Raw genomic sequence first — 17,048 nt, 5'->3', positions numbered from 1 at the left:
CAATAGAAGGCGACGTTCCGTTGCAATGAATTGGGGGTGAACGCTATGCTGGGGTCTCCACGGAGCACAGAAGGAGACCGCGATGCCGGGAGGCAGGCTCACTCAGCAGGAACGCCAGCAGATCGCCCTGGGGGTGGCCGACGGCCTCGCCTACGCCGAGATCGCCAGGCGCCTGGACCGTCCGACCTCGACGGTCACCCGCGAGGTCATGCGCAACGGCGGCCCCGCCGGGTACCGGGCGGAAACGGCCCACCGTGCCACCGAGCGGCGCGCCCGCCGGCGCAGGCCCGCCGCGGCCAAGGGCGCTGGTCCGTCCGCCCTGCCGCACGGCCGCGACCCGGAGGCGGTGGCCGAGTACGAGGAGCGGTTCACCGCCGTGATGATGCAGTCGGGCCTGTCCAACAAGATGACCGCGCGGGTGATGGTCTGTCTCCTCACCGCCGACTCCGGCAGCATGACCGCCGCCGAACTCGTCGAGCGCCTCCAGGTCAGCCCCGCGTCCATCTCCAAGTCGATCGCCTTCCTGGAGGGGCAGGCCCTCGTCCGCCGGGAGCGCGACGAGGGGCGCCGCGAGCGCTACGTCATCGACGAGAACCTCTGGTACCAGTCGATGGTCGCCAGCGTCCGCGCCCTCAACCAGCAGGTCGACATCGCACGGCAGGGTGCCGGCGTCCTCGGCCCGGGCACCCCGGCCGCCGTACGCCTGGAGAACGTCGCCCGCTTCCTCGACTTCGTCGCCGAAAGCCTCGCCCGCGCGGCGGAGCAGGCCCGCGACGTCCTCCATGTGAAGGAGGAAACGTCCTCGGGCGGCCCCGGCACCGACGCCGAGGGGTGACGGGTGTGACTGGTGTGGCTGTGGTTGGTGTGGCCGAGATTTCGTGAACGCCTTCCCACGCGCGCGAGGGGTTGTCGGCGCCTGCGGAACACCGGCGCTCGCCGTCCGGCTCTCCGACGGCACGCTCGTCGGCTACTCCGCCGTCTGCACCCACCTGGCCTGCGCCGTGCTCTGGCGCGAGGACCGGGGCGCCCAGGGGGAGCTTGCTGCACTGCCCCTGTCACGAAGGCGTCTTCGACGCCCGCACGGTCCCGCACAGGGGCCGGGGCGCCCGGCTGAGCCGGGCCGCCGCCGGGGGCGGCCGTACCCTGGAGCTATGAGCAGCACCCGCGCCTCTGGCCCGCAGCCCCAGCGACCCGCCGCCGAGGACCGGCAGCCCCGGCCGAAGCCGCGGATCGTCTTCGACGACCCGCTGGACCAGCAGTCGTCGGACGACACGGACCGCGGCTGGGGCGAACGGCCGCCCGCCGGCGAAAGCGCGGCCGACCTGGCCCGCTTCCTCGACGAGAAGCCGCCGCACCACATCTGACCGGCCGGGCCGGCCGGTGCGGTCAGGATCCGTCGCGCGAACCCGCCTGACCGCCGACGCCGCCGCCACCGCCACCGCCGCCCACGCGCTGTGCGACCAGCGTGTCGCGGATCTCCTTGAGGACCTCCAGCTCGGTGATCTCGACAATCTCCTGGACCCCCTCGCGGGCCTTGCGGCGCTCCTCCTGCCGCGCCAGGTACTTCGCCATCGGCAGCACCATCAAGAAGTACACGACCGCCGCGGTGATCACGAAGGTCAGCGTGGCGTTCAGCACCGATCCCCAGAGGATCTCGACACCCGTCGGCTGGCCGTCGGGGCCGATCGCGCAAGGGGCCTTCAGGCAGGACTTGTAGCCGTCCAGGCTCTTCGTGCCCACCGCGCCCACGACCGGGCCGATGATCCCCTTGACCACCGAGTTCACGATGTTGGTGAACGCGGCGCCGATCACCACGGCCACCGCCAGGTCGACGACGTTGCCGCGCATCAGGAAGGCCTTGAAGCCCGCCAGCACGCTTTCCTTCTTCTTCTCGCTCATCGCTGAGCCCTTCTACACGGAAGCCAAACACGGAGCCAACGGTTCCGAAAGCTACGGCAGTCCGGCAGAGGTGTGTCCAATCGGGCGTCCCTTTACGGTGAATCGGCTGATCGTGCGTGCGAGTCAGCACAATGTCACCGCCAGCCGGGCCGTCGCGCCCGCGCCCACCAGGTCCCGCGCGGTGTCCCGTGGCACGGACAGGACGACGAGCGCCCCACCGTCCGCAACACCCTTTTCCGGATCGGGGACTTCGGCGACCCGGGCCCCGGCGGCCAGCACCTTCGGCGGCTGCGCGCGCTCCGCCGCCACCACGTCGACCCGGTCCCCGGGCCGCAGCAGCCGCACCGTCGCGGCGTCCGCGATGCGCACGGGCGCCGAGACCATCCGCACCGCCGCCGTCGGCGGCGGTTTCACCACGGGCGCAGGCGCACTCCGGGAGGCCTGGGCCTCGGCCCCTCCCACGGCCAGGGCCGCCGCCACGACGGCCAGCGCGGCCGAGGCGGCTCGCCGCCGGCGCCGCACGGCCCGGCGCAGCCGCCCCGGCCCCCGCCCCACACGAAGCGGCGGGAACGACGGGACGGGCCGCGACGGGGGACACGTGGACGACGCCGCACACACGGGGAGCGCCCGGACGGGCGGCCCCGCCGCCACGGCGGAGGCCGAGGGCACCGAGGGCACCGAGGGCACCGAGGACGCCGACGATGCCGAGAAGGCCGGCGAAGAGGACCAGGACGGGGACGAGGACGGGGACGAGGACGGGGACGAAGAGGCTGCGAAAGTCCGGGACATGACGAGCACCACCAAACGGAGTGAGTTCCTGCGCCCGGACCCACCGCCCGGACACACCTCACGATCCGGCCTCCCCCCGAATCCCGCTCACGCCTGTGGACAGTCCCCAGCCTGTGGAAAACCCTGTCACCCGCCGGAGTGAGGGCCCCTCGCTCCGGGTGCTGTCCCGGCGGCCTCCCGAGCGGCCGCCCGGACCTGCAGCAGCGCCGCCGCCGGGTCGACCGCCCGCGCGACCGACCGGCCCACCACCACGTGCGAGGCCCCTGCCGCGAAGGCCGCCCCAGGTGTCCCCGGCCGGGCGTGCCCACCCGCCCCACCCATCCCGCCTGCCCCGCACACCCTGCCTGCCGCACCTGCCCCGCCCGCAGCACCGGCTCCCCCTCCCACCGGTCCCAGCGTCACCCCCGGCGTCACGATCAGCGGCTCCGGTCCCAGCGCTGCGCGCAGCGGCCCGGCTTCCCGTGGCGAGGCGACGACCCCGTCGCATCCGGCGCGCATCGCCAGCCGGGCCAGCCGCAGCACCTGTTCCTCGGGGCCTGCCGTGACGCCGATGTCGGCGAGGTCGCTCCCGGTCATGCTGGTGACCACCGTCAGCGCGAGCACCCGCAGCCGCGGGAACTCCCGCGCCGCGTCCACCGCCGCGGCCATGATCCCCGTACCGCCCATGCCGTGCACCGTGACCATCGACGCGCCCAGGGCACCGGCGGCCCGGACGGCACCCGCGACGGAGTTCGGGATCTCGAAGAGCTTCAGGTCGAGGAAGACGTCGTTGCCGCGCCCGACCAGGTCCCGCGCGAGTCCGGGGCCCGCGGCCGTCAGCAGCTCCAGGCCGATCTTGTAGGAGCTGCACGCGTCGCCGAGGCGCTCCACGAGCCCTTCGGCGGAACGGCGGTCGGCGAAGTCCAGGGCGACGATGACCCGGCCGTCCGCACCGGATCCGGAGTCGGACACGGTGCCGGAGTTGGATCCGGACACGGTGCCGGAATCGGCGGACGCGCAAGAGCGGGCGGAGCCGGGGGAGTCGGTGTTCACCCCGCCATTGTCGGTCGGCGTCACCGCCTCGCCGGTACCGTGCAGGACGCCGAGAAGCCCTGGCTGGTCAGGCCGAAGGCGCTGTTGACGCGCGAGCGCCAGTTCTCCAGCGCCACCACCGCCGTGAGTTCGACGAACGCCGCCTCACCGAGCCGGGCGATCAGGGCCGCGGCCAGTTCGTCCGTGACCGCCGGTTCGGTCTCGGTCATGGCCTCGGCGTACTCCATGACCAGCAGTTCCGTCTCGGTGAACACCTCGGGCGCCTCCCGCCACCGGGGCACCCGCTCGATCTTCTCCGCCGCCATGCCCTTCTCGTGGCCCTCCCAGTAGCCGAAATCCATGCACCACGAGCAGTTGACGCGGGCCGCCGCCGCCATCACCGCGAGGTGCTTCAGACCGGCGTCCAGCGCGTTCCACTTCGCCGCCCGCCGTTCGAGGCGGACGTACGTGGAGAGCACGCGCGCGTTGTGCCCGTACGCCTGACCGGGGTCGAGCACCTTGCCGTAGGTGCGGCGCGAGTACCAGGCGCCCATGCGCGTCAGCAGGGTGCGGGGCGGGGTGAGCGAGATACGAGCCATGGCTGCCATCTCCCGGAGCGGTCTGTCCTGTCTGTCCTGTCCCGACTGGGCTTTCACCGAGGAAGACAGGACAGCCGCCCCGGATGTGACAGCGGCAGCGCGGCGGCAGCGGCGGGAAAGGGCTACGGGAGCTCGATGCCCAGGTCCCAGCCGTCGTGCGCGTGGGTGCAGAGGCAGTCGCGGGAGTCCGTCGCCGGCAGGCCCGCCACCGCGTCGAAGAGCACCGTGCGCAGACGGCCGACGTTCTCGCCGAACACCTTCAGGACCTCGGTGTGGGATACGCCCTCACCGGTCTCGGCGCCCGCGTCCAGGTCCGTGACCAGCGCCATCGAGGTGTAGCAGAGCCCCAGCTCACGGGCGAGGATCGCCTCCGGGTGCCCTGTCATGCCGATCACGGACCAGCCCGCCGACGCGTACCAGCGGGACTCGGCGCGCGTCGAGAAGCGCGGCCCTTCGATGACGACCATGGTGCCGCCGTCGACCGGCTCCCAGTCCTGGCCGCGCGCCGCCGCCACCGCCACGGACCGGCCCACCGGGCAGTACGGGTCGGCGAAGGTGGTGTGCACGACGTTGGGAACGCTGCCGTCCGGCAGGGCGACCCCGTCGAAGAAGGTCTGTGCGCGGCTCTGCGTACGGTCGACCAGCTGGTCGGGGACGAGCAGCGTGCCCGGTCCGTACTCGGGCCGCAGGCCGCCGACCGCACACGGGCCGAGCACCTGGCGCACGCCGACCGAGCGCAGGGCCCAGAGGTTCGCCCGGTAGTTGATCCTGTGCGGCGGGACCGTGTGGCTGCGCCCGTGCCGCGGCAGAAAGGCCACCGAGCGGCCGGCGAGCTCGCCGATGTACAGGGAGTCGCTGGGAGGCCCGTACGGGGTCTCCACCTGGATCTCGGAGACGTCCTCCAGGAAGGAGTAGAAGCCCGAGCCGCCGATGACACCGATCTCTGCGTTCGCCATGTCACTCACCCTAACCGGGCATGCCTGAGGCCCCGCTGCCCGGTGGGGGGCGTGCGGGGCCTCGGGAAGGAGCTGTCAGGCGGCCGACGTGGAGCTGCTGCTCGTGCTCGACGACGTCGAGGAGGACGAAGCGGCGGGAGCGGCGGTGGTGGTGGTCGACGTCGAGGACGACGAGCTCGACGCGGGCTTCGAGGCAGGAGTGCTGCTCGACGAGGCGCCGCGGCTGTCGTTCCGGTAGAAACCGGAGCCCTTGAAGACGATGCCGACCGCGGAGAACACCTTCTTCAGGCGTCCGTCGCAGCTCGGGCACACGGTCAGTGCGTCATCGGTGAACTTCTGCACGGCCTCAAGGCCCTCACCGCACTCGGTGCACTGGTACTGGTAGGTCGGCACGAATTTCCTCCTGGCACTCTCACTCAATGAGTGCTAACGACGGCTCCATGGTGACGTATTCCGGCGGATCAGTCCACCGTCACCGGCACGCGGTGACCCATCCCACGCTCGTTCACCCTGTCGCGGGGGCCTGCCGCGGCCTCGCTGCCGGGCGCGGACGCACCGGCGGACGTGGACACGGGCGCGGCGGCGGACACAGGCGCGGACACGGACGCGTTCACGATCCGGCTCGGCGCCTTCGGGGCCAGCTTGGCGCGCAGCGCCAGCAGGACGGCCAGCGCCAGCGCGGTGGCCGCCATCGGCACCAGGAAGCCGTACGCCGACCCGTGCGCGTCGGTCAGGCGGCCGGCCAGGATGACCGCGACGGCCTGGCCGAAGGCGATGGAGCCGGTCAGCCAGGTGAAGGCCTCGGTCCGGGCGTTCGCCGGGACCAGCTGCTCGACCATGGTGTAGCCGGTGATCAGTGCCGGGGCGATGAACAGGCCGACGACCAGGCCGAGAGCGCCCAGCAGGATCACCGAGTTCGCGGCCCACAGGACGGACGCGGCTGCGGTGAGGCCGACGTAGCCCAGGATCAGCCGGCGGCGCGGGCCGATCTTCCACGCGACGGCGCCCATGGCGATGCCCGCGATCATGTTGCCGGCCGCGAAGACGCCGTAGAGCAGGCCGTTGGCGCCGGGGTTGCCGATCTCGGCGGAGAAGGCGGCGAGCGAGACCTGCATCCCGCCGAAGACGGCGCCGATCCCGAGGAAGGCGAGGATCAGGACCTGCAGGCCCGGGTGGGACAGTGCGAAGGAGCGGCTCTCGCCGGTGGCCGACGGGGCGTGCGTCCTGGGCTGGGAGGCGCGGCGGGCCGCGAAGAGCAGACCGCCGAGCAGCGTCAGGGTCGCCTCGGTGACCAGGCCGGCCGCCGGGTGGACGCCGGTGCACAGCGCGGTCGCCAGGACCGGGCCGACGACGAAGGTGAACTCGTCGGTGACGGACTCGAAGGCGGCGGCCGTCGGCAGCAGCGGGGAGCCCTCCAGCCGGGCGGCCCAGCGCGCCCGGACCATGGGCCCGACCTGCGGCACCGAGGCGCCGGTCGGGACTGCGGCCAGGGCCAGGAACCAGACGTTCGCGTCGGCCAGCGCGAGGGCGGCGAGGCCGCCGACGGCGGCGGCGTGCGCGAGGACCACGGGCACGAGCACGGCGCTCTGGCCGAAGCGGTCGGTCAAGATGCCCATCAGCGGGGCGGAGAGGGCCATCGAGATGCCGGTGACGGCGGCGACGATGCCGGCGCTGCCGTAGGAGCCGGTGGTGTGCTGGACCAGCAGCAGGATGCTGATGGTCAGCATCCCGAAGGGGAGTCGCGCCGCGAAGCCGGGGAGTACGAAGCCGAGGGCGCCGGGTGTGCGCAGGAGCTGTCCGTAGCCGGGGCGGGCGGAGTTGTCGGTCGTGACCGCGGATGTCACGGCCTTGCCTTTCCGCTGCCTGGTAGAGCGTCCCCGTCTGCGGACGGTGCCTTGCTTTGTGAGCGGCCGCACCCGTACGTGTTGGGAGCCCCGAGAGCTGTCCTCTTGCGCAGAACCGAGTGATACCTGGGCGCCCACTGCGGGAGGGTGCCACGGCCGCTTTGCGGTCGCGCCAGCTCTGCGTCAGGCAGAGTTGGTTCGATCTGTTGTGCCTTCATCGTACAGGGGAAGCCGATATCACGCCCTGTGATTGCGCCGACAACCCGTCTCTTCACCTGCGATTAACGGAATCTACATGCCCGAAGAGTCCTATATATCCGGATAAGAGTGGTCAGATCTCACCGAACCCTGCCTAATTAGAGCGTTGCTCTAATGGGCGCCGGATCCGTTTCCGGTCCCGAGCCAGCCCGCCAGCTTGCCGCCCCGGGCCACCGCCCGCAGCCGCGCCTCCGCCGCGTCCCGCACCGGGTCCGTGGCCACCACGAGCAGCTCGTCCCCGCGTCGCAGGACGGTCGACGGCGCCGGTACGAAGCTCTTCGCGTCCCGGACGACCAGCGTGACCGAGGCCCCCGGCGGCAGGCGCAGCTCGCTCACCTCGACGCCGTGCATCCGCGAGGCCGGCGGGATGGCGAAGGACAGCAGGTGCCCGCGCAGCTTCTCCAGCGGCGCCGACTCGATGCCGAGGTCGGAGGCGGTCTCCATGCCCCGCCCGAGGTCCAGCTTGCGCGCGAGCCACGGCAGGGTCGGCCCCTGCACCAGGGTGTAGACGACGACCAGCACGAAGACGATGTTGAAGACGCGGTCGCTGCCCTCGATCCCGGACACCATGGGGATGGTCGCCAGGATGATGGGCACGGCTCCGCGCAGGCCCGCCCACGACATCAGGACCTGCTCCTGCCACGGGAGCCGGAAGGGCAGCAGGCTGACGAAGACCTCCAGGGGCCGCGCCACCATCGTCAGCACCAGCCCGATGACCACCGCGGGCCAGAAGTCGCGGACCAGCTCGTGCGGGGTGACCAGCAGGCCCAGCAGCACGAACATGCCGATCTGGGCGATCCAGCCGAGCCCGTCGGCGAAGCCGCGGGTGGCCGGCCAGTGGGGGAGCTTGGCGTTGCCCAGGAGCATCGCCGCCAGGTACACCGCGAGGAAGCCCGAGCCGTGCGCCATCGCGCCTGCCGCGTACGCCACGATGGCGATGGCCATCACGGCGATCGGGTAGAGGCCGGAGGCGGGCAGCGCCACGTGCCGCAGGCCGTAGGCGCCGAGGAAGCCCACCGTGAGGCCGATCGCGGCGCCGATCGCGAGCTCCAGGGCGATCTTCCCGATCAGGACGTACCAGTCGTCCACCGGGCCGACCGTGGAGAAGGCCACCACCAGGATGACGACGGGTGCGTCGTTGAAGCCGGACTCGGCCTCCAGGACGCCCGTGATCCGGGACGGCAGCGGGACCTTGCGCAGCACGGAGAAGACGGCCGCCGCGTCGGTCGAGGAGACGACCGCGCCGATCAGCAGCGCCTGGCGCCATTCGAGTCCGACGAGGTAGTGCGCCCCCGCCGCCGTCACGCCCACACTGATCGCCACACCCACCAGGGAAAGCATGATCGCGGCCGGCAGGGCCGGCTTGATCTCTTTCCACTTGGTGCCCAGACCGCCCTCGGCGAGGATCACGACGAGGGCCGCATAACCGATGACCTGGGTCAGCTCGGCGTTGTCGAAAACGACGTTCCCGATGCCGTCCTGGCCTATGGCGACGCCTATGCCGAGGTAGATGAGCAGACTGGGCAGCCCGCTGCGCGACGAGACCCGCACCGCGGCCACGGCGACGAGCAGCACGAGCGAGCAGACCAGCAGCAGCTCATTGAGTGTGTGGACAGTCAGCGGGCGGCCCTCCTCAATGCGCCCGGCGGATCGGTCCGCCCGGCGGCAAGTTCGGCAAGTAGTTCGTTACCTTACCTAATCTTTGACGCGCCCTTTACGCGATAACCACATTGTGAAACGACCGCTCCCCCCTGTCCTCGGGACCGCGGGAACCGCCGGAGATCCATTTCAGGCCCCCTGCGGGGCCACCGCCGGATACAGCCCCTCCACACGGCCTCCACCCCTGGCGGATCAGTGGAGTGGGTCCTGCGCCTATGGTTGCTCCCAGCACTCCCAGGACCACCCTGCCCCTCTAAGGACAGCGATGCCCGCCAACGAAACCGCTCCTCCCGCCAAGAAGAAGGGACGACGCGCCCGTCTGATCGTGCTCGTACTGGTCCTGGGACTCGTCGCGGGCCTCGGCTACGGGGCGTACTGGAGCGTGGACGGCGTGCGCGCCTCCTTCCCCCAGACGACCGGCTCCCTCGACGTGCCCGGCCTGAAGGGGACGGTCGAGGTGAAGCGCGACGCCAACGGCATTCCCCAGCTCTACGCGGACAACGACGACGACCTCTTCCGCGCCCAGGGCTTCGTGCACGCGCAGGACCGCTTCTGGGAGATGGACGTACGCCGCCACATGACCTCGGGGCGGCTCTCGGAGATGTTCGGGGCCGGCCAGGTCGAGACCGACGCGTTCCTGCGGACGCTGGGCTGGCGCCAGGTCGCGCAGGAGGAGTACGACACCAAGCTCTCCGCCGAGACCAAGAAGAATCTGCAGGCCTACGCCGACGGGGTCAACGCGTACCTGAAGGGGAAGTCCGGCAAGGACCTCTCCGTCGAGCACGCCGCCCTCAAGATCACCGGCAGCTACGCCCCCGAGCAGTGGTCGCCGGTGGACTCGGTGGCCTGGCTCAAGGCGATGGCCTGGGACCTGCGCGGCAACATGCAGGACGAGATCGACCGCGCGCTGATGGCGAGCAAGCTCTCGCAGGCGCAGATCGCCGAGCTCTACCCGCCCTACCCCTTCGACCGGAACAAGCCGGTCGTCGAGGGCGGCAAGGTCGACGGCGGCAAGTACACCCCCCAGGGCCAGACCGGGAACACCGGCTCGGCGTCGGGCAGCGGCTCCGGCTCCGGCAGCGGTTCGGGCGGCACCGGAGCGGGCTCCGGCGGCGCCGTCGCCAACCAGGCCTCCACCGCCCCGGGCGCCGGTGACGCCACCGGCCTCGCCGGCAACGCCACCGCCCAGGGCGCGACCGTGGGCCTGCGCACGCAGCTGAGCGCCCTCGCCGACACCCTGGAGAAGGTCCCGGCCATCCTCGGCCCCAACGGCAGCGGCATCGGCTCGAACTCCTGGGTCATCTCCGGCAAGTACACGACCACCGGCAAGCCGCTGCTGGCCAACGACCCGCACCTGTCGCCGCAACTTCCCTCGGTCTGGTACCAGATGGGCCTGCACTGCCGCGCCGTCTCGGCCCAGTGCAAGTACGACGTGGCCGGCTTCACCTTCTCCGGCATGCCCGGCGTGGTCATCGGCCACAACACCGACATCGCGTGGGGCATGACCAACCTCGGCGCCGACGTCACCGACCTCTACCTGGAGCAGATCAAGCCCGAGGGCTACGTCTACGACAACCGGGTGCTCCCCTTCACCCTCCGCGAGGAGATCATCAAGGTCGCGGGCGGCGCCAGCAAGAAGATCACCGTCCGCACCACCAACAACGGCCCGCTCGTCTCGGACCGCAGCGAGGAACTCGGCACCGTCGGCACCCGCGCCCCCGTCGACAGCTCCGCCCCGGACCGCGGCGACGGCTACGCCATCGCCCTGCGCTGGACGGCGCTCGACCCGGGCAGGAGCATGGACGCGGTCTTCAAGCTCAACCAGGCCAAGACCTTCGACGACTTCCGCAAGGCGGCCGCCGACTTCGAGGTGCCCTCGCAGAACCTGATCTACGCCGACAGCAAGGGCGCCAACGGCAACATCGGCTACCAGACCCCGGGCCGCATCCCGGTCCGCGGCCAGGGCGACGGCCGGATGCCCGCCCCGGGCTGGGACTCCAAGTTCGCCTGGAAGGGCAGCCGCGACGGCGGCGCCGGCTACATCCCGCAGAACGAGCTGCCCTGGGACCAGAACCCCTCGCGCGGCTACATCGTCACCGCCAACCAGGCCGTCGCCGAGGGCGGGACCGGCGCGGGCAAGTACCCGCACCTGCTGACCACCGACTGGGGCTACGGCGCCCGCAGCCAGCGGATCAACGACCTCATCGAGGCGAAGATCAAGGACGGCGGCAAGATCTCGACCGACGACATGCGCGCCATGCAGATGGACAACAGCAGCGAGATCGCCGCGCTGCTGACCCCGATGCTGTCGAAGATCCAGATCTCGGACCCGGGCGTGCGCGCCGCGCAGAAGCTGCTCGACGGCTGGAACTACACGCAGGAGTCAGACTCCGCGGCCGCGGCCTACTTCAACGCGGTCTGGCGCAACATCCTCAAGCTGTCCTTCGGCGACAAGATGCCCAAGGAGCTGCGGATCGAGGGCAGCTGCATGAACGTCCTCGGCAACGGCACCGGCCCGGCCGACGACCTGTCCAAGACCGTCCGCGAATGCGGCACGCGCGACGCGGACTCGGCGCAGCCCGACGGCGGCGACCGCTGGTTCGAGGTGGTCCGCCGCCTGGTCAAGGACGAGAAGTCGCCGTGGTGGAGCGCGCCCGCCAAGGGCCTGAACAAGCCGGCCACCACCACCCGTGACGAGCTGTTCGCCCGGGCCATGGCGGACGCCCGCTGGGAGCTGACCGCCAAGCTCGGCAAGGACCAGTCCACCTGGAGCTGGGGCCGCCTGCACCAGCTGAACCTGAAGAACCAGACGATCGGCACCGAGGGCCCCGGCTTCATGCAGTGGCTCCTCAACCGCGGCCCGTGGAACGTGGGCGGCGGCGAGGCGACCGTCAACGCCACCGGCTGGAACGCCTCCAGCGGCTACGGGGTCACCTGGGTGCCGTCCATGCGGATGGTCGTCAACCTCAACGACCTCGACAAGTCCCGCTGGATCAACCTGACGGGCGCCTCGGGCCACGCGTACAACTCGCACTACACGGACCAGACCCAGATGTGGGCCAAGGGCGAGCTGCTGGAGTGGCCCTTCGGCAAGGAAGCCGTCGAGAAGGCCACGGTCGACACCCTGACCCTCAGGCCGGCCGGCGGCTCATGAGCTGAAGCGGCGCACCCCTGACGGGGTGGCCACCGCCTGAACGGGGTGGTCGTGCGGTTCCTCCGGGACCCGCGCGACCACCTCTTCGTCGTAGAGGAGCACGACCAGCGCCGGATGCGCCCCGGCCCGCTCCAGCCGCTGCAGCACCCGGTCGTAGCTGCCCCCGCCGCGGCCGAGCCGCATACCGCGCCCGTCCACCGCGAGTCCGGGCAGCAGCACCGCGTCGGCCTCCGTCACCGCGTCCGGTCCGAGCGCCGGGCCGGACGGCTCCAGCAGCCGCATCCTTCCCGGGTGGGCGGCCTCGGCGAGGCTGCCGGGACCCTCGTAGGCCGCCCAGTCCAGGTCGTTGTCGGGCAGCAGGAGCGGGAGCAGCACCCGCTTGCCGGCCGCGCGCAGGGCGTCGAGGAGCGCGCGGGTGCCCGGCTCGCCGCCGACCGAGACGTACGCCGCCACCGTGCGCGCACCGGCCAGTTCGGGAAGGCCGAGGGCGGTCACGGCGAGCGCCGCGGCCGCCGCGGCACGGGCGTCGGGGGACAAGGCGCGACGGGCCGCGAGGAGTTCCCGGCGCAGCTCGGACTTGGCGGACGCGGTCGGCGGGTTCTCTGCCACGAGAATCAAATTTCCTTCGAATCAGGGCATATATGGACCTACCAACCGCGATCTCGTCGGGTGTTCGGCAGGACCCACTATCGTTCTGGCCATGACTATGTTGCACCCCGTGATCAAGAAGGCCGTCATTCCGGCCGCTGGCCTCGGTACCCGCTTCCTTCCGGCGACCAAGGCGACCCCGAAGGAAATGCTCCCGGTTGTGGACAAGCCGGCCATCCAGTACGTGGTCGAGGAGGCCGTCGCGGCCGGACTCGACGACGTCCTCATGATCACTGGGCGTAACAAGCGTGCCCTGGAAGACCACTTCGACCGCAACTACGAGCTGGAGTCCGCTCTCATCGCCAAGGGCGACGACGACCGGCTGAAGAAGGTCCAGGAGTCCAGCGACCTCGCGACCATGCACTACGTCCGCCAGGGCGACCCGCGGGGCCTGGGCCACGCCGTGCTGTGCGCCGAGCCGCACGTCGGCCGCGAGCCCTTCGCCGTCCTCCTCGGCGACGACCTCATCGACCCGCGCGACCCGCTGCTGCGTCAGATGGCCGACATCCACGCCCGCACCGGCGGCACCGTCATCGCCCTCATGGAGGTCGACCCGGCCAACGTCCACCTCTACGGCTGCGCCGCCGTCGAGGCCACCGAGGAGAAGGACGTCGTCCGCATCACCGGCCTCGTCGAGAAGCCGGAACCCCAGGACGCCCCCAGCAACTACGCGGTCATCGGACGTTACGTCCTCAACCCCGCGATCTTCGACATACTGCGGGAGACCGAGCCGGGCCGCGGTGGGGAGATCCAGCTCACCGACGCCCTGCAGAAGCTGGCCGCCGACGAGACCGTGGGCGGTCCGGTGCACGGCGTGGTCTTCCGGGGCCGTCGTTACGACACCGGGGACCGCGGCGACTACCTGCGGGCCATCGTCCGCCTCGCGTGCGAGCGCGAGGACCTGGGCCCCGAGTTCCGCACCTGGCTTCACCGTTACGTCACGGAGGAGATGTAGGACCTTGAGCAGTTCCGCACCGCAGCATCCACGACCGGCGGACGGCCACCGTCTGTGGTCCGTGGACGAGCACCTCGCGGACGTCCTCGGGGCCGTCCGGCCGCTGGAGCCGATCGAGCTCCAGCTGCTGGACGCCCAGGGCTGTGTCCTCGTCGAGGACGTCACCGTGCCCGTCGCCCTCCCGCCCTTCGACAACAGCTCCATGGACGGCTACGCCGTCCGCACGGCCGACGTCCAGGGTGCGAGCGAGGAGTTCCCCGCGGTGCTGACGGTCGTCGGGGACGTCGCGGCGGGCAGCGGTGAGCTGCCCACCGTGGGCCCCGGCGAGGCCGCCCGGATCATGACCGGGGCCCCGCTGCCGCCCGGTGCGGAAGCCGTCGTACCGGTGGAGTGGACCGACGGCGGAACCGGGGGCGGCGCCGCCGCCGGGATGACCCCGGCCAGCGCCGCCCCGGAGCAGTCGGGCGGCGAGGTACGGGTGCACCGCGCGGCCGAGGCGCGGGCGCACGTCCGAGCCCGCGGCAGCGACGTCCAGGCGGGCGACCTCGCCCTCGCGGCCGGCACGGTCCTCGGCCCGCCGCAGATCGCCCTGCTGGCCGCCATCGGGCGCGGCACCGTCCGGGTGCGCCCGCGCCCGCGCGTGGTGGTCCTGTCCACCGGCAGCGAGCTGGTCCAGCCGGGCGAGCCGCTCGCCGCCGGCACGATCTACGACTCCAACAGCTTCGCGCTGGCCGCGGCCGCCCGGGACGCCGGCGCCATCGCCTACCGGGTCGGGGCCGTCGCGGACGACGCCGACACGCTGCGCTCCACCATCGAGGACCAGCTGATCCGGGCCGACCTGCTGGTCACCACCGGCGGGGTCAGCGTCGGCGCCTACGACGTGGTCAAGGAGGCGCTCTCCTCGATCGGCTCGGCCGGCTCGACCGGCCCGGGCGACGGCGACGGCGACGCGGACGTGGAGGTGGACGCGACCCGGATCGACTTCCGCAAGCTCGCCATGCAGCCCGGCAAGCCGCAGGGCTTCGGCACCATCGGCCCCGACCACACCCCGTTGCTGGCACTCCCCGGCAACCCGGTCTCCTCGTACGTCTCCTTCGAGCTGTTCGTGCGCCCCGCGATCCGCACCCTCATGGGGCTGCCGGAGTCCGAGGTCCGGCGGCCGAGCGTGCGGGCCGTGCTGAAGGCCGACAAGGCCCTCGGCTCCCCGGCCGGCCGCCGCCAGTTCCTGCGCGGCGCCTACGACGCCGAGAGCGGCACGGTCAGTCCGGTCGGCGGATCGGGCTCCCACCTGATCGCCGCACTGGCGCACGCCGACTCGCTGATGGTCGTCCCCGAGGACGTCACCTCGGTGGAGCCCGGTACCGAGCTGGAAGTGGTCCTGCTCGGCTGAGCCGCGACGCCGTCCGTTTCCGCGCGCCGGGGCCCGTTCCCCCGGCGCGCCCCTCCGGCGGCCGGTGCGGGTAGCGTGTGTCGCACCACACAGGCCCCCGGGGGCCCAGAGCGGAGCGGCACAGCAATGAGTACCGAGAGCAGGCTCACCCACATCGACGAGGCCGGTGCGGCCCGGATGGTCGACGTCTCCGCGAAGGACGTCACCACCCGGACGGCGCGCGCCAGTGGACGTGTACTCGTCTCCCCCCGGGTGATCGAGCTGCTGCGCGGCGAGGGAGTGCCCAAGGGCGACGCCCTCGCCACCGCGCGCATCGCCGGGATCATGGGGGCGAAGAAGACCCCGGACCTGATCCCGCTGTGCCACCCGCTGGCCGTCTCGGGCGTGAAGGTCGACCTGTCGGTCGCCGACGACGCCGTGGAGATCCTCGCCACCGTGAAGACGACCGACCGCACGGGCGTCGAGATGGAGGCGCTGACGGCCGTCGCGGTCGCCGGCCTCACCGTGATCGACATGGTGAAGGCGGTCGACAAGGGCGCCGTCATCACCGACGTCCGGGTGGAGGAGAAGACCGGCGGCAAGTCCGGCGACTGGGCGCGGTCGTGAACGCCCCGCGCGGCGGGGAGGTGCACAGCCACCACTCGGCGGCGGTGGCCCCGGCGCCGGAGCCCGGTGCGGCCCCGGAGCCCGGTGCGGCCCCGGCCGGACCCCTCGGCAGGGCGCTCGTCGTCACGGCCTCCAACCGGGCGTCGCAGGGCGTGTACGCGGACAAGGGCGGGCCGCTGCTGGCCGAAGCGCTGGACAGGCTCGGCTTCACGGTGGACGGCCCCCGGGTCGTCCCGGACGGCGACCCCGTCGAGCAGGCGCTGCGCGAGGGCGTGGCCGCCGCCTACGACGTCATCCTGACCACCGGCGGTACGGGCATCTCGCCGACCGACCGCACCCCGGACGCCACCGCGCGGGTACTGGACTACGAGATCCCGGGCATCCCGCAGGCCATCCGCGCCGAGGGCCTGGCCAAGGTGCCGACCGCGGCCCTGTCCCGGGGCCTGGCGGGCGTCGCCGGGCGCACGCTGATCGTCAACCTGCCCGGTTCCACGGGCGGGGTGCGCGACGGCCTCGCGGTCCTGTCCCGCATCCTGCCGCACGCGGTGGACCAGATCCGGGGCGGCGACCATCCCAGACCGGCGGGACCCTCCGGGAGCGCGAGCTGAACGGCCCCACCTGGCCGGTGGTCCTGACCGACGGCGATGTCACGCTCCGGCCGATAAAACTGCGCGACCAGAAGGACTGGCGCGAGGTCAACCGGCGCAACCGCGACTGGCTGCGGCCGTGGGAGGCGACGATCCCGCCGCCCGCGCCGTGGGGGCCGGTGATCCAGCGGCCCACGTACCGCCAGATGGTCCGTCACCTGCGGGCGGAGGCGAACGCGGGCCGGATGCTGCCCTTCGTCATCGAGTACCGGGGCCGGCTGGTGGGCCAGCTGACGGTCGCCGGCATCACCTGGGGCTCGATGTGCGCGGGGCACGTCGGCTACTGGGTGGACCGCGACGTGGCCGGCCGCGGCGTCATGCCGACGGCCGTCGCGATGGCGGTGGACCACTGCTTCCGGAAGGTCGGGCTGCACCGGATCGAGGTGTGCATCCGGCCCGAGAACGGGCCGAGCCGGCGGGTCGTGGAGAAGCTCGGCCTGCGCGAGGAGGGACTGCGTCCGCGCTACCTCCACATCGACGGCGCATGGCGCGACCACCTCGTCTACGCGATCACGGCGGAGGAGGTGCCGGAGGGGCTGCTGCGCCGCTGGCACCGCTCGCGCCACATGCCGTCACCGCCGAAATAAACGAATATCTGTTCGAATTAATGGCCCTGGGTAACCGATTCGCCCA

The 17,048-nt window shown here is 72.0% G+C and carries 17 protein-coding genes; 8 read left to right on the top strand and 9 right to left on the bottom strand.

All coding sequences use genetic code 11. From position 1 onward, the window contains the following. Positions 1 to 82 precede the first annotated feature (82 nt). Together NRK68_RS14130 and NRK68_RS14125 are read left to right on the top strand one after the other, a co-directional pair. Entirely contained in the window at positions 83 to 835 is a 753-nt protein-coding gene (locus tag NRK68_RS14130; RefSeq protein ID WP_183069086.1) for a helix-turn-helix domain-containing protein, read from the top strand. Between the two features lie 316 nt (positions 836 to 1,151). Continuing rightward, positions 1,152 to 1,364, top strand: a complete 213-nt coding sequence (locus NRK68_RS14125) for a hypothetical protein (RefSeq protein ID WP_183069087.1) — start codon at positions 1,152 to 1,154, stop codon at positions 1,362 to 1,364. Positions 1,365 to 1,386: 22 nt separating this feature from the next. On the opposite strand, the gene mscL is transcribed toward NRK68_RS14125, so the two are convergent. The 8 genes from mscL to NRK68_RS14085 all read right to left on the bottom strand — a co-directional run bounded on the left by mscL (position 1,387) and on the right by NRK68_RS14085 (position 8,931). Beyond that, complete coding sequence (mscL, locus tag NRK68_RS14120; protein WP_183069088.1) at positions 1,387 to 1,899, bottom strand: large conductance mechanosensitive channel protein MscL; 513 nt, start codon at positions 1,897 to 1,899, stop codon at positions 1,387 to 1,389. Positions 1,900 to 2,022: 123 nt separating this feature from the next. After that, entirely contained in the window at positions 2,023 to 2,316 is a 294-nt protein-coding gene (locus NRK68_RS36760) for a hypothetical protein (RefSeq protein WP_308296157.1), read from the bottom strand. A gap of 498 nt (positions 2,317 to 2,814) precedes the next feature. Continuing rightward, positions 2,815 to 3,720, bottom strand: coding sequence for an orotidine-5'-phosphate decarboxylase (gene pyrF, locus NRK68_RS14110; protein ID WP_257855909.1), 906 nt, complete (start codon positions 3,718 to 3,720; stop codon positions 2,815 to 2,817). 20 nt (positions 3,721 to 3,740) lie between these two features. Beyond that, entirely contained in the window at positions 3,741 to 4,298 is a 558-nt protein-coding gene (locus NRK68_RS14105) for a carboxymuconolactone decarboxylase family protein (protein ID WP_257855908.1), read from the bottom strand. 122 nt (positions 4,299 to 4,420) lie between these two features. After that, positions 4,421 to 5,254 carry an S-methyl-5'-thioadenosine phosphorylase gene (locus tag NRK68_RS14100; protein WP_183069091.1) on the bottom strand — a complete coding sequence of 278 codons (834 nt, stop codon included), beginning with the start codon at positions 5,252 to 5,254 and terminating at the stop codon, positions 4,421 to 4,423. Between the two features lie 75 nt (positions 5,255 to 5,329). Next, positions 5,330 to 5,647 carry an FmdB family zinc ribbon protein gene (locus NRK68_RS14095; protein ID WP_183069092.1) on the bottom strand — a complete coding sequence of 106 codons (318 nt, stop codon included), beginning with the start codon at positions 5,645 to 5,647 and terminating at the stop codon, positions 5,330 to 5,332. A 68-nt stretch (positions 5,648 to 5,715) separates the two neighbouring features. After that, a complete protein-coding gene (locus NRK68_RS14090) occupies positions 5,716 to 7,098 on the bottom strand; it encodes an MFS transporter (RefSeq protein ID WP_257855907.1) in 1,383 nt (460 codons plus the stop codon). Positions 7,099 to 7,467: 369 nt separating this feature from the next. Further along, positions 7,468 to 8,931, bottom strand: coding sequence for a potassium/proton antiporter (locus tag NRK68_RS14085; protein WP_373023536.1), 1,464 nt, complete (start codon positions 8,929 to 8,931; stop codon positions 7,468 to 7,470). A 349-nt stretch (positions 8,932 to 9,280) separates the two neighbouring features. Between NRK68_RS14085 and NRK68_RS14080 the strand changes: the two genes are divergently transcribed. Beyond that, the gene (locus tag NRK68_RS14080) at positions 9,281 to 12,169 is read left to right on the top strand and encodes a penicillin acylase family protein (RefSeq protein WP_183069094.1); all 2,889 of its coding nucleotides are present in this window, start codon (positions 9,281 to 9,283) and stop codon (positions 12,167 to 12,169) included. On the opposite strand, the gene NRK68_RS14075 is transcribed toward NRK68_RS14080, so the two are convergent. Then, positions 12,164 to 12,778 carry a 5-formyltetrahydrofolate cyclo-ligase gene (locus tag NRK68_RS14075; RefSeq protein ID WP_183069095.1) on the bottom strand — a complete coding sequence of 205 codons (615 nt, stop codon included), beginning with the start codon at positions 12,776 to 12,778 and terminating at the stop codon, positions 12,164 to 12,166. The genes NRK68_RS14080 and NRK68_RS14075 overlap by 6 nt on opposite strands. Positions 12,779 to 12,869: 91 nt before the next feature. Here NRK68_RS14075 and galU point away from each other — a divergent pair, with 91 nt between their 5' ends. The 5 genes from galU to NRK68_RS14050 all read left to right on the top strand — a co-directional run bounded on the left by galU (position 12,870) and on the right by NRK68_RS14050 (position 17,002). Further along, positions 12,870 to 13,772 carry a UTP--glucose-1-phosphate uridylyltransferase GalU gene (galU, locus tag NRK68_RS14070; RefSeq protein WP_183069096.1) on the top strand — a complete coding sequence of 301 codons (903 nt, stop codon included), beginning with the start codon at positions 12,870 to 12,872 and terminating at the stop codon, positions 13,770 to 13,772. A 4-nt stretch (positions 13,773 to 13,776) separates the two neighbouring features. Beyond that, positions 13,777 to 15,162 (top strand): molybdotransferase-like divisome protein Glp, encoded by a 1,386-nt coding sequence (gene glp / locus NRK68_RS14065; RefSeq protein ID WP_183069097.1) that lies wholly within the window; start codon positions 13,777 to 13,779, stop codon positions 15,160 to 15,162. Positions 15,163 to 15,288: 126 nt separating this feature from the next. Further along, positions 15,289 to 15,768 (top strand): cyclic pyranopterin monophosphate synthase MoaC, encoded by a 480-nt coding sequence (moaC, locus tag NRK68_RS14060; RefSeq protein ID WP_030662516.1) that lies wholly within the window; start codon positions 15,289 to 15,291, stop codon positions 15,766 to 15,768. 44 nt (positions 15,769 to 15,812) lie between these two features. After that, positions 15,813 to 16,376, top strand: coding sequence for a MogA/MoaB family molybdenum cofactor biosynthesis protein (locus tag NRK68_RS14055; RefSeq protein ID WP_183069198.1), 564 nt, complete (start codon positions 15,813 to 15,815; stop codon positions 16,374 to 16,376). Between the two features lie 17 nt (positions 16,377 to 16,393). Continuing rightward, positions 16,394 to 17,002, top strand: a complete 609-nt coding sequence (locus tag NRK68_RS14050; RefSeq protein ID WP_257855906.1) for a GNAT family N-acetyltransferase — start codon at positions 16,394 to 16,396, stop codon at positions 17,000 to 17,002. Positions 17,003 to 17,048 lie beyond the last annotated feature (46 nt).

The organism is Streptomyces yangpuensis, from assembly GCF_024666385.1.
In the GTDB taxonomy this organism is placed as follows: domain Bacteria; phylum Actinomycetota; class Actinomycetes; order Streptomycetales; family Streptomycetaceae; genus Streptomyces; species Streptomyces yangpuensis.
This window is presented reverse-complemented; position numbering and strand designations above follow the sequence as displayed.

Coding starts and splice junctions, on each gene's coding strand:
- NRK68_RS14130 (WP_183069086.1), top strand. CDS start 83: ATGCCGGGAGGCAGGCTCACTCAGCAGGAACGCCAGCAGATCGCCCTG.
- NRK68_RS14125 (WP_183069087.1), top strand. CDS start 1,152: ATGAGCAGCACCCGCGCCTCTGGCCCGCAGCCCCAGCGACCCGCCGCC.
- mscL (WP_183069088.1), bottom strand. CDS start 1,899: ATGAGCGAGAAGAAGAAGGAAAGCGTGCTGGCGGGCTTCAAGGCCTTC.
- NRK68_RS14105 (WP_257855908.1), bottom strand. CDS start 4,298: ATGGCTCGTATCTCGCTCACCCCGCCCCGCACCCTGCTGACGCGCATG.
- NRK68_RS14100 (WP_183069091.1), bottom strand. CDS start 5,254: ATGGCGAACGCAGAGATCGGTGTCATCGGCGGCTCGGGCTTCTACTCC.
- NRK68_RS14080 (WP_183069094.1), top strand. CDS start 9,281: ATGCCCGCCAACGAAACCGCTCCTCCCGCCAAGAAGAAGGGACGACGC.
- galU (WP_183069096.1), top strand. CDS start 12,870: ATGACTATGTTGCACCCCGTGATCAAGAAGGCCGTCATTCCGGCCGCT.
- moaC (WP_030662516.1), top strand. CDS start 15,289: ATGAGTACCGAGAGCAGGCTCACCCACATCGACGAGGCCGGTGCGGCC.